Source organism: Hyphomicrobium sp. (genome assembly GCF_035548195.1).
In the GTDB taxonomy this organism is placed as follows: domain Bacteria; phylum Pseudomonadota; class Alphaproteobacteria; order Rhizobiales; family Hyphomicrobiaceae; genus Hyphomicrobium_B.
This window is the reverse complement of the sequence record NZ_DASZTY010000018.1, coordinates 47,947-62,953: the sequence shown is the minus strand read 5'-3', so window position 1 is coordinate 62,953 and position 15,007 is coordinate 47,947. Positions and strand designations below refer to the sequence as shown.

At 57.1% G+C, this 15,007-nt stretch carries 18 protein-coding genes; 8 read left to right on the top strand and 10 right to left on the bottom strand.

The window, feature by feature from the left end:
* The 8 genes from VHB22_RS06855 to VHB22_RS06820 all read left to right on the top strand — a co-directional run.
* Window positions 1-187: UDP binding domain-containing protein (locus tag VHB22_RS06855; protein WP_325456216.1), on the top strand; the 187-nt coding region annotated here is incomplete at its 5' end.
* Between the two features lie 211 nt (window positions 188-398).
* On the top strand, window positions 399-2,489 hold the full coding sequence (gene flhA / locus VHB22_RS06850) for a flagellar biosynthesis protein FlhA (RefSeq protein WP_325456215.1): 2,091 nt from the start codon (window positions 399-401) through the stop codon (window positions 2,487-2,489).
* Window positions 2,486-3,250, top strand: coding sequence for a flagellar biosynthetic protein FliR (locus VHB22_RS06845; protein WP_325456214.1), 765 nt, complete (start codon window positions 2,486-2,488; stop codon window positions 3,248-3,250). Before flhA ends, VHB22_RS06845 begins: the two co-directional genes overlap by 4 nt.
* On the top strand, window positions 3,243-3,659 hold the full coding sequence (locus VHB22_RS06840) for a hypothetical protein (protein WP_325456213.1): 417 nt from the start codon (window positions 3,243-3,245) through the stop codon (window positions 3,657-3,659). The genes VHB22_RS06845 and VHB22_RS06840 overlap by 8 nt, the downstream gene beginning before the upstream one ends.
* Window positions 3,660-3,693: 34 nt before the next feature.
* On the top strand, window positions 3,694-4,038 hold the full coding sequence (locus VHB22_RS06835; RefSeq protein WP_325456212.1) for a rod-binding protein: 345 nt from the start codon (window positions 3,694-3,696) through the stop codon (window positions 4,036-4,038).
* 1 nt (window position 4,039) lies between these two features.
* Complete coding sequence (locus VHB22_RS06830; RefSeq protein WP_325456211.1) at window positions 4,040-4,513, top strand: hypothetical protein; 474 nt, start codon at window positions 4,040-4,042, stop codon at window positions 4,511-4,513.
* Between the two features lie 5 nt (window positions 4,514-4,518).
* Window positions 4,519-4,977: a flagellar basal body-associated protein FliL gene (locus VHB22_RS06825; protein ID WP_325456218.1), complete on the top strand. Its 459-nt coding sequence runs from the start codon at window positions 4,519-4,521 to the stop codon at window positions 4,975-4,977.
* Window positions 4,961-5,527 carry a hypothetical protein gene (locus VHB22_RS06820; RefSeq protein WP_325456210.1) on the top strand — a complete coding sequence of 189 codons (567 nt, stop codon included), beginning with the start codon at window positions 4,961-4,963 and terminating at the stop codon, window positions 5,525-5,527. The genes VHB22_RS06825 and VHB22_RS06820 overlap by 17 nt, the downstream gene beginning before the upstream one ends.
* 5 nt (window positions 5,528-5,532) lie before the next feature.
* Here VHB22_RS06820 and VHB22_RS06815 read toward each other — a convergent pair whose 3' ends face one another.
* The 10 genes from VHB22_RS06815 to VHB22_RS06770 all read right to left on the bottom strand — a co-directional run bounded on the left by VHB22_RS06815 (window position 5,533) and on the right by VHB22_RS06770 (window position 14,696).
* The gene (locus VHB22_RS06815; protein ID WP_325456209.1) at window positions 5,533-5,931 is read right to left on the bottom strand and encodes a hypothetical protein; all 399 of its coding nucleotides are present in this window, start codon (window positions 5,929-5,931) and stop codon (window positions 5,533-5,535) included.
* A gap of 28 nt (window positions 5,932-5,959) precedes the next feature.
* The gene (locus VHB22_RS06810) at window positions 5,960-6,508 is read right to left on the bottom strand and encodes a chemotaxis protein CheD (protein ID WP_325456208.1); all 549 of its coding nucleotides are present in this window, start codon (window positions 6,506-6,508) and stop codon (window positions 5,960-5,962) included.
* Window positions 6,505-6,894, bottom strand: coding sequence for a response regulator (locus VHB22_RS06805; protein WP_325456207.1), 390 nt, complete (start codon window positions 6,892-6,894; stop codon window positions 6,505-6,507). The genes VHB22_RS06810 and VHB22_RS06805 overlap by 4 nt, the downstream gene beginning before the upstream one ends.
* Window positions 6,895-6,905: 11 nt before the next feature.
* On the bottom strand, window positions 6,906-7,955 hold the full coding sequence (locus VHB22_RS06800) for a chemotaxis response regulator protein-glutamate methylesterase (protein ID WP_325456206.1): 1,050 nt from the start codon (window positions 7,953-7,955) through the stop codon (window positions 6,906-6,908).
* Window positions 7,952-8,839 carry a protein-glutamate O-methyltransferase CheR gene (locus VHB22_RS06795; RefSeq protein ID WP_325456205.1) on the bottom strand — a complete coding sequence of 296 codons (888 nt, stop codon included), beginning with the start codon at window positions 8,837-8,839 and terminating at the stop codon, window positions 7,952-7,954. The genes VHB22_RS06800 and VHB22_RS06795 overlap by 4 nt, the downstream gene beginning before the upstream one ends.
* Window positions 8,836-9,324 carry a chemotaxis protein CheW gene (locus VHB22_RS06790; RefSeq protein ID WP_414652714.1) on the bottom strand — a complete coding sequence of 163 codons (489 nt, stop codon included), beginning with the start codon at window positions 9,322-9,324 and terminating at the stop codon, window positions 8,836-8,838. The genes VHB22_RS06795 and VHB22_RS06790 overlap by 4 nt, the downstream gene beginning before the upstream one ends.
* The gene (locus tag VHB22_RS06785; protein ID WP_325456217.1) at window positions 9,308-11,494 is read right to left on the bottom strand and encodes a chemotaxis protein CheA; all 2,187 of its coding nucleotides are present in this window, start codon (window positions 11,492-11,494) and stop codon (window positions 9,308-9,310) included. The genes VHB22_RS06790 and VHB22_RS06785 overlap by 17 nt, the downstream gene beginning before the upstream one ends.
* 32 nt (window positions 11,495-11,526) lie before the next feature.
* Entirely contained in the window at window positions 11,527-11,892 is a 366-nt protein-coding gene (locus VHB22_RS06780) for a response regulator (protein WP_325456203.1), read from the bottom strand.
* Window positions 11,889-12,260 carry an STAS domain-containing protein gene (locus VHB22_RS06775; RefSeq protein WP_325456202.1) on the bottom strand — a complete coding sequence of 124 codons (372 nt, stop codon included), beginning with the start codon at window positions 12,258-12,260 and terminating at the stop codon, window positions 11,889-11,891. Before VHB22_RS06775 ends, VHB22_RS06780 begins: the two co-directional genes overlap by 4 nt.
* 105 nt (window positions 12,261-12,365) lie before the next feature.
* Window positions 12,366-14,696: a methyl-accepting chemotaxis protein gene (locus VHB22_RS06770; RefSeq protein WP_325456201.1), complete on the bottom strand. Its 2,331-nt coding sequence runs from the start codon at window positions 14,694-14,696 to the stop codon at window positions 12,366-12,368.
* Window positions 14,697-15,007: the final 311 nt, after the last annotated feature.

The following is a 15,007-nucleotide window of genomic DNA, read 5'->3' as shown; positions in this document are numbered from 1 at the left end:
TGCGGACATTCTCGTCGTGCTGACGGAATGGAACGAATACCGCGCGCTCGATCTCCAAACGATCAAGTCACAAATGGCCGGGAACACGATTATCGACCTTCGCAACGTCCTGGATCCGACGGCGGTGCAAGCGTTCGGTATCGGGTATTCCGGGGTGGGGCGGCGGACGTCCCGGCGCACGCTCTAAGTGAGGGTTTCACGAGCAAATGCGGCTTGCGCTTGAGTTGCACGCGCTACTGTCTTTTGGTTGTTGATACTTAGCTCTGCCAAGCCGCTGATTGGTGAGGATTATCAGCCTCGCCGGACGCGAATTGTCGTCGCTTTTTGGTAGCGTGCCGACCTCGCGCAAGCTTCGGCTTGCAAGCTTTCCCCGCACCGTAGTCGGGGATTCCAGTTTCATGGCAGCAACGAAGACCGCAGAGGGCGGCATCGAACTCGTCCTAGGCCAACGCGACGCAGGTCTCGCGGTGGGCGTCGTCGCCATTTTGACGATCCTGTTCCTGCCCTTGCCGTCGTTCCTGCTTGACCTCGGATTGGCGCTTTCGATCGCACTTTCCGTGCTCATCCTGATGGTTGCGTTGTGGATACGCAGGCCGCTCGAATTCTCGGCATTTCCAACCGTGCTGTTGATTGCGACGCTGCTTCGCCTATCGCTCAACGTTGCAACGACCCGCCTCATCCTTTCTCACGGCGCTGAAGGACCGACCGCCGCGGGGCACGTTATAGCCGGCTTCGCGCAATTCGTGATGAGCGGCAACTTCGTCATCGGCATCGTCGTTTTCATCATCCTCGTCACGGTCAACTTCGTCGTCATCACCAAAGGCGCGACACGTATCGCTGAAGTCGGCGCGCGATTCACACTCGATTCGTTGCCCGGCAAGCAGATGGCGGTAGATGCCGATCTGTCTTCCGGCTCCATTGACGAGAAGGAAGCGATTCGCAGGCGAAAAGAGCTGGAAGAAGAAAGCCAATTCTTCGGCGCTATGGACGGCGCGTCGAAGTTCGTGCGCGGTGATGCGATCGCCGGGCTCATTATCACGGCCGTAAATATTTTCGGCGGCATCATTATCGGCGTCACGCAGCACGATCTTTCTTTCGAGCACGCCGTCGATACGTTCGTGAAGCTTTCCGTCGGCGACGGTCTCGTCACGCAGATGCCCGCCCTGATTGTCGCGCTCGCCGCGGGTCTTCTCGTTTCTAAGGGCGGCACGCATGGCTCGACTGAAGGCGTTATCGTCAATCAGTTCGGCAATTATCCGAAGGCGCTTTTGCTCGCGGGCGGCGTCATGGCTGTTCTCGCGACCGCTCCCGGATTGCCCTTGCTGCCCTTCGCTGCGATCGGCGGAATGCTGACATTCATCAGTATCGGGCTGACGCGGCAAAAGGAGGCTGGAGCACGCGCGGCTGCGTCGGCCAAGACTGCGCAAGTCGTATCGGCGGAGGAACAATCGCGGCAATCGATCCGCGAGCAACTCAAAACCAACGAAATTGAGATTTGCTTCGGAAAGCAAATCTCAACGGTGCTCATGCGCCCTTCAAGCGACTTGCCGCAACGCGTCGCGAAGATGCGGCGCAAATTCGCGAAGCAATATGGTTTCGTGGTCCCCGATATCAAACTCGCGGAAGACCTGTCTGTCCCGTCAAAGAGCTATCAAATCAAGGTACACGGAACCGTCGTCGCAAGTGCCGAGCTTCGGCTGGGCGATGTCCTCGTCGTCGTCGGCGACGGTCCAAAGCCCGACACACCCGGCGACGAAACGCGCGAACCGGCGTTCGGCATGAAGGCTATCTGGGTACCCGATATTTTCACCAACGCCTTGAAGCGTGACGGCTTCGTGCCGGTCGAAAATACGTCCGTGCTTCTGACACACGTGGCCGAGGTCATTCGCAACAACCTTGCGCAGCTGCTTTCGTATCGCGATTTGCGTTCGCTTCTCGATCGGCTGGATCCCGAATATCGCAAACTTCTTGAAGAAATCTGCCCATCCCAGATCTCTTATTCTGGCCTGCAAAGCGTCTTGAAGATGCTGCTGGCAGAGCGAATCTCGATCCGGAATCTGCACCTTATTCTGGAAGCCGTTGCGGAAATTGCGCCATTCTCGCGCAAAGCCGAGCAGATTACCGAGCATGTGCGGATGCGTCTTGCGTCGCAAATTTGCGGCGATCTCAGCGAGCACAACAACCTAAAGGTCGTACGGCTCGGAAACAAATGGGAAGTCGCATTCCATCAGGCTTTGCGGCGCGATGCGAAAGGCGAGGTCGTCGAATTCGATATCGATCCAAGGCTGATTGAGCAGTTCGGCGGTGATCTTGCGCGCGTCGTACAGCCACTCATGGATGCGGGCCATCAATTTGTTCTCGTCACTGCGGCCGAAACGCGGCCTTATGTGCATACGGTCACCGAACGGCTTTACGGTACGTTGCCTGTCCTCTCGCACCTTGAAATCAGCCGGGGCGTTCAGATCCAGTCTCTCGGCTCGGTTTCATGATAGAGTTGACGCACGAAACTTTACTCGTGCCGCTTATCGTATTTTGTCGTGTCGGCGCGTGTTTCATGGTGCTTCCCGGATTTTCGAGCGACCGCATTCCGGTTCAGCTCCGTCTTTTCGTTGCGATTGCTGTAGCCCTTGCCATCACTCCGCTTCTTTATAATGACGTGCGGCCGCTGACGAGTGGGCCACCCGATGCGCTTATCGGGCTCATCGTGACCGAAAGCCTCGCGGGCCTGTTCCTCGGATTCATGGTGCGAATTTTTTTTCTTGCGCTCGAATTTGCGGCGATCGGGATGGCTAACCTGGCGGGCTACGGCTCGGCATTTTCGCACGCCATTGAAGGCAATGACCCCTCAACGCCCTATTCCGAGTTCGTCACGACGCCCGCTGTCGTCCTGTTTTTCATAACCAACCAGCACGTGACCATCATTCGGATGCTTCAGAACTCCTATCAGGTTCTGAAAGTCGGGTCGCAATTTGCATTGCCCCCGGACCTTTCGACGATCGTCAATACGTTTGGGACTGCGTTCAAGCTCACACTACAACTTAGCGCGGCGCTGGTCGTCTATTCGATCATGGTGAATTTGGCGTTCGGGTTCCTCAATAAGATGGTTCCGCAAATTCCATCTTACTTCGTGTCGACGCCATTCGTCGTTGTCGGTGGTCTTATCATTCTGCTGCAGATCGATACGGGAATGCTGCAGATATTCGGCTCCCTGGTTACACAGGCAATCGCGACACTCGGGCAACATGGCTAAATCCGCGAAGAAGCTGCAACGCCTAGTCGATGTCTTTCATGACCTCGAAACCGTCGAGCGTGTGCGCGTCAGCGAATTGACACAGGAAATTGCGGAGCACCGGGCTACCCAAGACGACATTTTCAGAAGTCTCGAAAATCCATCGACCATCAATGGGCTCTTCACGGCGTTGCTTTCGAGCCGAATTGGACGCCTCGAACGGCGCATCCAGCAGCTGTCCCGAGAGCACGAAATTGTTCTGAAGCGCTATTCGCAAGCCGCCGCCCGCCGGCGAGCAGCTACAGAGCTGCTTGCAAGCGCACAGGCTGAAGAAGACCGCAAACTCGAACAGGCGGAGCTCGAATCACTCTTAGAATTCCAGGAAGCGATTGCCGCGCAAGGCCGGGGTAAGTCTCTGGGTCCAAGCTAGGGCGATCTTCGGTTTTTTTGCGCGATGCCCGATCATGTCCGAAATACTCCGCGCCTCCGCCGCCGACGTGGCGACCTGGACGGCTGGACAAACGGTCCGGCCAGCCTCGACACGTGGCACGGGTACGACAGATGCTCATTCGGGCAAGCCGACCGATAAGGCAAAAGAGGTCGGGCAGAAATTCGAGGCCCTTTATCTGAAACAGATGCTGGAAGCGTCGATGCCGAAGGATTCCGAGGCGCTATTTGGCGATGGGACGGCAGGAACAATGTGGCGATCGATGTTCGCCGACACACTCGCGACGACACTTTCAAAGACCGGAACAATCGGCATCGCGCAGATGATCCAAACCGAAACCGATCGGCTCAAGGGAAAGTAAAATGAGTGCTGCTGCACTTGGAACCAAGGGTAAAGCGTCGACACCGATACCGACGGGTGTACCACCTACCGGACGCCGTCTCGCTTCAGCGGCGCGCCTGACGCCTCAGGATCCCGAAGCTGCGCGCACCGTGGTTTTTTCGATCATCGCGCGGATTGAAAGCTATCTTGACGAAGAAACGGCTGCGCTGAGCAAATCTTTGGAATTCGATTTCAAATCGTCGAACGATCGTAAAAATCAGGGCCTTCTCGATCTCAACCAAGCAATGCGAAGGCTGCAACGATCGGACGTCAATTCCGATCTGCAAATGCGGCTGGTGGCGTTCCGCGAGAAACTAGCCGTCAATTTGCGCCGCATTCGGCTCCATCTCGACGCAGTTCGCGAAATTGCGGCGATGCTATCTGAAGCGATCCAGAGCGCCGAATCCGACGGCACCTACACACGCAATATCGGACCTTACGGGAATCTGCCGTGATCCGCATGATCCTGCTCAGTGTTGTGGCGTGTCTTTCGACAGTCGGCGGCGTCTATGGTGCTGTGACCTGGAAAGCTTCCGCCGCCAACACTGCAGGCAAGGAGGACGTACCCAAGCTGCAGATGATGAAAACGCCGATGGTCAGCGTGCCCATCCTGTCGAATGGTGAAGTCCTTGGATATGTCGTTACGAGACTACGATTTGCGGCAGACGCCGATCTCGTGAAGACGAGTTCTATACAGCCGGAAGCTTTCGTCGCCGACGAAGCATTTCGCCTTATTTATGAGACGACGCCAAAGGACATTAAGACCGGCCGGAAAAAGGCACTCAACGATCTCACGGCAAATATCATCGCGGGTACAAACAAGCGGCTGGGTCATGACGTCATCAAAGACATTATGATCGACAGTTGGACCTATCTCTCAAAGCAAGACATGATGAGAAGCCATGAACGCAAACCCTGATCACTTCGCATTCGAGGCGGTTTTACGCGAATCAGCTGCCGCCGCAGCGTTCAAGATAGATCCTGCAGACATGGCAATCGGAAGACCTCGCGGGCGACGGACTTCGCCCGGGAGTATCACCGCATTCTCGGTGTTCGCTGGCCTTGGCCTTATCTCGGCAATCATCTTTGTTACCGGCTATTCGGCGCTGATGTCGGATACGCCGGGCATATGGATCCACAGGCTCATGGCGTTGACAGTCGCCCAAAGTATTCTGATCGCGGCTGTCGCGATGAAACTTCTGCCGCTCATTGAACGCCGGTACTTTTCTGTACGCATCGGCCCCCGCACTACAGTTAAGCGCGAGCTTCTGCCGGATCGACGGAGCGAATCCGCGGAACAGCCGCAGGCCAGCATCCCAGCTCCGCCGCCAAGAAAGCCTACGGTGGGCGGGAAGCTTGCAGGGCGGGAATTTCTGCAATTCGACGACGGCTCGATCGAGATCAATACGCTCGTCGGTCGCCGACGCTTCGTATCACTTGACGCCGCACGGGAATTCGTCGGCGCCTAAGATTTTCATCCTGTCAATGCGAAATCTTCGAAATCACCGGCGCCTTCATGCGGCTCGTGTTCGTTCGCTATTCCGTTCAGGCGGTCGCAGATTTCGGTAAGTTTCACGTCTTTAGACGCTTCTGCCACGTCGATTTTCCAATTCGGCGAGGAAAGCTTCGAAAGGCTGCCGAGATAATCCGAAATGGCATCGAGGCCCTGGGAGATGCGGTCGAGCGACTGCAGTCCGTATAGCGAATTCGAACCGCTGAACGCACCGGCAACAACAAGATTGCTGACCAATTCCTGAAGGTCGTTGACGCCGTCTGCCAAGACACGGACCTCATGGCCCACCGCTTCCAGAACCTTGGGCACCGGCACGATTGCGGTTTCGCTATTCTTCATTTCAGAATCTGTACCGCTCATAGCGCACCTCCCCATTGCATCCGTAAAATCAGAACAATTCCAGTTCGCCCGCATTGCTGACGACGGCGGGCGCCGGAGCGATGGCGGGGCGCTCAACCTCCACCGTGCTGGCGAGTAGAATTTGCCGTGCGCGTCCTGAGACCGGCCAATACTGAATCCGGCGCCCGTGCAATCCGCCCGTGCTTCCGCCGATGTGGGCTATCCCCTCATCGCGCAAGAAGCGCTCGGCGAATTCAACGTTATGCCGGCCGATGTCGTTATGACCCCTAACCGTTCGCGCGCCTCCGAAAAGCTTGCCCTCCAGCCGATCTCGGCGCGCGCCGCGTTTCAAGAGACCGTTGACGAGCAACTCCATGAGATGGACGCCCATACGCTCGGCCTCGCCGGCTTTCGTTCTGCCTGGCGTGCCGGGCAAGAGAAAGTGATTGATGCCGCCGACTCCCGCCAGGGGATCTCGAATACAGGCAGCGACACAGGAGCCAAGGATCGTCGTTACCATGACGTCCTTATTGTCCGCCACGTAGTACTCGCCTTGAATGATATGGACACGATTGTCCTTTTGTATCGGCGCGGTCATGTCAACTTGCCGACCACAGCTTCGATGCATGTTCTTAGCGCCGGCACTGTGAACGGTTTGGCAAGAAAATTATTGAGACCCCATTTCTTGCCCTCGTCGATCAGGGCCTTGTCGCCCTTGCCGGTGACAAGAATGAAACCGACCTTGCTCGTCGGTCCGTGCTGACGCAGGGCACGCAAAAGTTGGATACCATCAATCTTGGGCATATTGAAATCGGAGATGACTAGATGGCACGGCGCGGTCATCATCATTTTTAACGCCTCTTCGCCGTCCTTGGCGACTTTGAAGGACTTGAGACCGATCTGATCTAGCCCATCGGTCAGTAGAGCACGGCTGACGGAGGTGTCATCCACCACCATTATCGAAAGTTGCTGCATTGAGGGCATTGTTTGCCTCCTTAGTGCTTTTTGATCGTTGACGTTTCTGACATGATTGCAGCCGCCAAGCTGTCGAGCGGCAATTGCTTCTCCACCGCGCCAAGATCGAATGCGGCTTTTGGCATGCCGTAGACGATGCAGCTCGATTCGTTTTGACCGAATGTCCGGGCCCCCGCTTTGCGCATCGAAAGCAAGCCGGCCGCACCGTCGCGGCCCATACCGGTAAGAATAAGTCCGACGGCATTGCGGCCGCATGCATGGGCCACCGACTCAAATAGAATATCGACGGACGGACAGTGGCCGTTGACTCGTTCGCCGGGCTTCAGCCGGCAGTGCAAATCGGCCGTGCGTGAAACCTGCAGATGTTGTGATCCACCTGGAGCCAGATAGACATGTCCGGGCTCGAGCTTTGCGCCAGTATATGCTTCCTGCACTTTCGCGGCGCAAACTCTATCGAGTCGATTTGCGAAGCTGCGGGTAAATGAAGGCGGCATATGCTGCGCGATGACAGTCGGAGGACAGTTCACCGGAAAACGCGAGAGCAGTTCGATCAAGGCCTCTACGCCCCCTGTCGATGCACCGATGGCGAGCAGGCGACCATCCGGGAGGTATTGAGCATGACCGGGCCGCGCCTCGGCCGATGGGCTCGGCCGCTCACCCTCTCGCGTGAGCGCGCGAACCTTCGCCATGGCGGCGATTTTGACCTTGAACGGGAGTTCCTCGAAATTATGTTCATTTCCCGGCCGGGGTTTTTCAATGCAATCGACGGCGCCGATCTCTAGCGCGCGCACCGTTTCTTCCGCCCCACGGCTTGTCAGTGTCGATACCATTATGACCGGCATCGGCCGCAGTCTCATGATCTTTTCAAGGAACTCAAGTCCGCTCATATTCGGCATTTCGACGTCTAGCGTTACAACGTCCGGATTGAGTGCCTTGATGGCCTGACGAGCTTGAAGGGGATCTTCGGCCTGACCCACGACCTCAATTTCATGGTCGTTCGACAAAGCTGTCGCAATCAGACCGCGCATCGTTGATGAGTCGTCGACGACGAGAACTTTTATTTTTTTCATGGTCGCAGACCGGCTTTCTTCCGGTAACTTGTAATGCCATCGGCTTTCAATACGCTTACTGCAGGGCCAGAGACACGCTCCGAGTGACCGATATAGAGCGCTCCATCGTCCTCTATGAGACCCGAAAGACGTCGCCAGATTACGCTCTGCGTATCGCGATCGAAATAAATGACGACGTTCCGGCAGAACACAGCGTCGAACGGGCCTTTGAAGGGCCATGAGCCCATCAAGTTTAACTCGCGAAACGAGACGAGAGCGCGAGCCGTATCGCTGACACGCATCGAGTCCGAATCGCCCGCAACAGGCTCGAACCATTTAGCCCGCATGTTTTGCGGAACATCCGCCAGCTCATCTTTCCGATAGATGCCGCTCTTACCGTGCGCGACGACATGGGGATTAAGGTCAGTAGCGAGAATTCTGATGTCCCGCTCTGCGGCATCAGGAAATACGGAAAGCACTGTCAGCGCCATCGAATAGGGTTCTTGCCCAGTCGAGCAGGCAGCGGACCAGAGTCTCAGCCTTCGGCCTTTCCGGACTTGATCGGTCAATGGCTCCAAGATGTTCTTGCGAAGATGCTCGAAATGGTGCGGCTCTCTAAAAAACCGCGTTACATTCGTCGTTAGCGCGGCGATCATGCCGCCGCGTTCTTCTTCGTTTTGACAAACGGTATCGCAATATTCGGCGAAGCTCTTCAGCCCCAGCGCGCGCAATCGTTTTGCAAGCCGCGAGTAGACGAGCGTTGCCTTCGATTCGGCAAGGTCGATGCCCGCTTGTGCCTTCGCGATTTCGGCGATTGCGTTGAAATCGGCAGCAGAAAACTCGAACTCTCCGGTAACGAGAACCTTGGATGGTCTCGCCAGCGAGCGCTGATGCGCCAGTGTCATGCGGCCGCCTTCGCGCTGATCGGGAGAACACTATCCAAAGTCACAATACTGATCATGCGGCCATCTACGGCGTATACGCCTTTCACAAACGTCTTCGCCATGTCGGAGGCAATATCGGGAGTCGGCTGCATCGACGCTTTAGAGGACGTCAATATATCGGATACGGCGTCAACGAGCAGTCCAACGACCTGATGATGCACATGGACGACGATAATGACACTACGCGGCGTCGGTTCGGTCGAACCCAGTCCGAAGCGCATCGCGAGATCAACGATCGGGAGGACAGCGCCGCGTAGGTTGATGACGCCACGGACATAAGCCGGCGCATGCGGTAGCGGCGTCGCGGGAGTCCAACCGCGAATTTCTCGAACGCCCATGATATCGACGCAGAATTCCTGCGCACCGACACGAAAGGCTACGAATTCACTGTTCTCAGAGTTGGCTGCAAATCCGTTCTCTTCCACGACGCTATCCTCCTGTTCCATAGCGCAGTTCGCTCGATAACGAGTCTTCGAACGACCTCGTAACCAGCGCGTCGACATCAAGAATCAGGGCAACGCGCCCGTCTCCGAGAATTGTCGCGGCGGCTATACCTGCGACTGTGCCGTAGTTTGTTTCCAAGCTCTTGATGACGACCTGACGCTGATCCTGGATCGAATCGACCAACAGCGCATTGCGGGCACCGCCGTCGGTTTCGACAAGAATTGCGACGCTGTTTTCAGGCTGAGTCGCCGTTTCACGAAAACCAAGCTGCGTGCCGACATCGATCAATGGGACAAAGGTTTCCCGGATGGACATCACCCGCCCTTCCGCTCCCAGTCCGTGTACGTCGGCCTTCTTAGGCTTCAATGTCTCGACGATTGCAGTGAGGGGGACGACGAGCGTTTGCCCGGCGACGGAAACGGCCATACCATCCAAGACCGCGAGTGTCAGCGGCAAGCTCATGGAGAATGTCGAGCCTTGGCCGGGCCGCGACGAAATCGATATGCGCCCGCCAAGGGCTTGGATCGATCTCTTGACGACGTCCATGCCGACACCGCGGCCCGAAATGTTGGACACTGTCGCGGCCGTCGAGAATCCGGGTAAGAAAAGAAGATTATCGATGTCGTTGTCGGAGAGTTGAGTATCCGGCGGGATCAACCCCTTCTTGATCGCCGACGCCAGAACCTTCTGGCGGTTGATGCCCGCACCATCGTCAGAAATTTCTATGATGATGCGGCCAGAGCGATGCGCGGCAGTCAGGCGAACCACGCCTTCGGCCGGCTTTCCGGCGGCGAGACGTTCCTCAGGCGTTTCGATTCCATGATCTACCGCATTGCGGATCATATGCGTCAGCGGCTCTGCGAGGCGTTCGACGACTGTCTTGTCGACTTCGGTAGCTTCACCTTCGGTCTTGAGCCGCACTTCCTTTCCGGTGGCGTCCGCCACTTCGCGAACGATGCGCGACATCCGTTGAAACAACGGCTTCACGGGTTGTGCGCGAATAGCCATGACGCTTTCTTGGATCTCGCGCGTCAGTTGTTCGAGTTCCTCTAGACCGATGACGACCGAAGACGATCCGGCGAAGTTGGCCTCGATCACCCGTTGCGATAACATCGCCTGGTTGATGACCAATTCGCCGACGAGGTTGATTAGACGGTCTACGCGATCGAATTCGACCCTGATTGTCGTCTGCGCCGGGGCGGCGGCTGCGACCTTCGTTTCCTGCTTTATTACGTCGTTGGCCGGTTGTGGGACGGCGGCTGGTTCCGTACTGCCAGCCCTAACCGGCGCAGCATGCTCAATCGGTGCCGGTTCGGGCGGGCGTAATTCGGTCGTTTCCTGTGTTTCCGTCGTCTCTGTCGAAGCCGTGTTGCCAAGGGCCTGGGCCAACAGAGCAGCGATGTCTGCGTCAGATACTTCTGGCTGCCCATCAGTCTCAATCGAGAGCTCGGCTTCGCCTTCGACGAATTCGAACACTTCCCTGATAGCGGGTAGTTCTTCCGCAGACGCAAGGCGGAGCGACCATGAAAAATAAGCGCCGTTCGGATCTATCTCTTCGAGACGCGGCACTCCCGATGTGTCGCAAGACGCCTCCATGACGCCCAGACGATTCAATTCCCGGAGGATAAGCGTCGTCTCGTTTGCGTTCGCGTAGAGTTCTGGCCGGGGCGTGAAACTAATCCGGTATTCATGCGATTTATCCGGCTCAGACACCGCTTCCACCGATACGTCAGGAAGCCCGAAATCAATGACGGTTGGCTGGAAATCTATGGCTTCTTCGACCTCTTCGACGCCATCAACCATCGTCAGCGCCTTGACGTCGGTCGCAACACCTTCGTAACTCGCCTCGTTGATCTCCCGGCCATCGCGAGAAGCCTCGACAAGATCCGAGAGCACGTCGGCTGCACGGAGCATGATCTTCATCATTTCCGGTGTCGGCGTGAGCTTGCCGCTGCGGACATGATCAAGTGCTGTCTCGAACGTGTGCGCAAACTGCACCAGCTCCGTGAGCTTGAAGGCGCCCGCTCCCCCCTTGATCGAGTGAACCGCGCGAAAGACGGCGTTCACCGTTTCGGAATCGGCGTTGCCTTCGTCCATTGCGAGCAGACCAAGTTCCATTTCCGAGAGTTGCTCTTCGCACTCCTGGAAGAAGGTCTGCCGTATTGCTGCCATTGAATCCACGGCCGTTGCCCCCGCTTGCTGTGTTAAGCCGCAACGCGCCGGATGGCGGCAATGAGTTTGGTCGGTTCGAAGGGTTTAACGATCCATCCGGTCGCGCCGGCTTCCTTGGCGCGCATTTTCTTGGCCGCGTCGCTTTCCGTCGTCAGAACGAGAATCGGAACTTTGCGGTAGCGGTTATCCTTGCGCACCGCTTCGATGAGCCCAAAGCCGTCCATCTTCGGCATGTTGATATCTGTTACGATCACGTCCGGCATTGCGGTTTGAAGAACCTCCAAGCCATCGACTCCGTCGACGGCTTGCAGGACGTTAAAGCCAGCTTCTGCAAGCGCCATTTTCAGCATGTCGCGCATCGTGCGCGAGTCGTCGACGGTGAGAATCGTCTGAGTCATTGATCTGATCCTTCGAGCAGCAGGTCTTCGTGCGGCAATCCGATAAGCGCGACCGCTTCGAGAAGTTCGGTACTTGCGTTCGTCAAGCGGTAGCTGTGCCCTTCCGACGTCCATGTACGAGCGGCGGCGACGAGCACCTGCAACGACTGCACTCCGACTCTCCGAACCTCGCTCGCATCAACAACGATCGCATTCCCGCGCTCTGCAAGCAGCATATCCTTGACGGATGCGGCGGCGCTTGAGTCGAGGCTGTCGGGCAAGACGACATGGCTTCGTTCTCGCTCACACGACGCTGACGCCGCCTCCGTTGTCATTTCGTGACCCGCTCCGGCTTCGATCTCTGCATCATGTGTCGGATGGTTCTGCATAATTGCTTCGGCCTTCGCATTTGACCTCGACCGTGTTTTCGCACGTGCAGAACCCTGTTTCCGCCGACTACGCGAGCCGGCGGATTTCTGCTTGGCGCGCGCCATTTAGAATTCCTCCCAGCCTGCATCTGCTCCGACGCTCGACGGGCGACTGCTGCCGTTGGCTGCCATCTTCAATTTGGCGGCTGGACGGACAGCGCGCGCGGCAGGCTTGGCCGTCTCGCGGCGCGAGGCGATTTCGACGACCGTGTCATCTCCCGTTTTGAAGCGGCTAACGAGTTGTGCGAGCTCTTCGGTCTGCTGGGCGAGGGCTTGCGTGGCAGCTGTCGCTTCCTCAACCATTGCCGCGTTCTGCTGCGTGACCTGGTCCATCTCGTTGACGGCGGTATTGACCTGTTCAAGACCGTGCGCCTGTTCGTTGGCGCTTGCGGCGATTTCTGTCACGATCGAGTTGATCTCACCTACCTGCGTGACGATGCGCGTCAACGCGAGTCCGGTTTCGCCGACGAGCTGGACGCCCTGCGCAACCTGTCCGGTCGATGCCGAGATCAGGCCCTTAATCTCCTTGGCAGCTTCGGCCGAGCGCTGCGCCAGTGCACGCACTTCGGATGCAACCACGGCGAATCCGCGGCCCGCGTCACCTGCACGCGCGGCTTCGACGCCGGCGTTCAAGGCGAGAAGATTAGTTTGGAATGCAATCTCGTCGATGACGCCGATGATTTGGCTGATCTGCTTCGACGAATTCTCAATGCCTGTCATCGCTTCGATCGCTTTACGAACGATCTCCCCGCTCTTTTCCGCGTCACCCTTGGCGACCGAGACGGTTTCGCGGGCGTGAGTTGCGCCACGCGCGGTCTTATTGACAGTGTCAGTGATTTCCTTAACCGCGGCAGCCGTCTCTTCGAGGCTAGCGGCCTGATTTTCCGTTCGGCGAGAAAGATCGTCGGAAGCCTGCGAGATCTCGTCCGTGCCAAGCTTTATGCTGCCCGCATTCTTTTTGACGAGCGCGATCGTGCTCTTCAGCGTCGACGCTGCAGAGTTGAAGTCCGCTTTGAGCTTGGCGAATTGCGGCGCGACTTCGATGTAAAGGCCCGTCTCAAGATCGCCTTCCGCCAGTTCGGAGAGTGCTGCTCCCAGAGACTCGACGACGACGTTGATCTGCTTTTCGGCTTCCATCTTGGCGATCTGAGCTTGCTCAAGCTGCTCCATCATCAAGTTCATCTGGCTTACGATCGGGTCGTACTCCTGAATCACCTTCTCGACGATGCGATGCGAGAAATCTCCCCGCGAGATGCGGTCCGCCGCGGACGTGAAGGCGTCCATGAAGCGCTCGTGTTCCTTGGCATAGTGATCGCCCTGTTCCTGCTGCTGCTTGGCAGCCTCGACAGCGGCATCGGTCATTGCTTTATTCTCGATGACGGCTTCTTTAAAGCGAGCCAATGCCTGAGCAATCGCGCCATTTTCATTCGAGTCCGAAAGATACGGTACATCCGCGTTTAAATCTTTGCGGCTGATCAAGTCCATGGCGCGCACGAGATTCGAGAGGCGAGTCGTGATACCTTTCGACAGCAACGCGACCATAACGACGGCAGCAATGGTTGCGGCAATCAAGAGAGCGAGCGTGCGATACAGCGCGCTGCTTTCATCGCTGGAACGTTTTTCTGCAAGGCTAATGAACAACCCGGCGGTTTCGTTCGCCATCGCGACAGTTGCCTTGCTCGCATTTGCGATACTGTCCGGCATTTCGGCGGCGAGGCTGACGCGCTGATAGTTGGCTGCCTTGATCTTCGAAGCGATACTATGGAGCTGAGCCTGAAGCTGATCGCCCGCTGACCCGAGCATACGCCTGGCTTCGCCTGACGGATCGCTGGCAAGAAGGTCAGAGAGCGGTTTTCGTAAGTTTTCGGACGCCGTGTTCAGACCAGCGTATGCCATCACCAGCGGCGCATCCTCGCTCGTAGGTGTACTGAGGGTTTCCTGCAGTCGCGACAGAGCGAGTTTGACTTGCGGCAGGAGCTTCGTGAAGATTTCCTGCGCATGATACGTGTCCATCGAGGAATCCGTCGTCAGCTGCGACGCATCGGCGAGATCACCCAGCAACTGCTGACCAGCAGAGGCTTTTTCTGCTACCTGTTTCTCGGTGGCGAAGGCGTTAATTTCTGATTCGATTCCGAGATCTCTACCCGTGGACGATGCAAGCTTCGCGAGCTCATTGCCGCTAGCCGCCGGTGCAGCGCTTTGATCGGAGGACATATCGTTCCAGATTGCGCGTCCGAGCTTTGCACCCAAAACTTCCTTGTCGACCACTCTGATTTGCCCGAGCTTATGATCGGCGTAGATGTACAATTGGGCGAGCGACGGGAGCAAAAAGATCGCCGATATAAGAGCAAGCCGGCGCGGCATTGACCATTTGCTGTTGATATACCCGATGACCATGTCTTTGACCTGTTTCAATTGGCTGTTGATACTGTTGTTCGATCGGCGATTGCGCTTTGTGCGTACGGCCCGTCCGCTCGCTTACCGGCGGAAGGGGCAGCGTCGCTGAATTTCAAAGGGGGCTATTGAAGAATCCGTCGCCTTCTGGCCTGCCGAAAGAGTGACCGGCAAAGGCCCTTATTGATAGGCGACTTTTTCGGGTCCGGCGTAACCGCCGAACGTTCATGAGCATGCGCCATAGGCGTGTTCCTGCTTCCAAAAGCCCGGAACATGTCGGTTGTAACCGACCCGGTTGCGCGGCGTCATGCCTA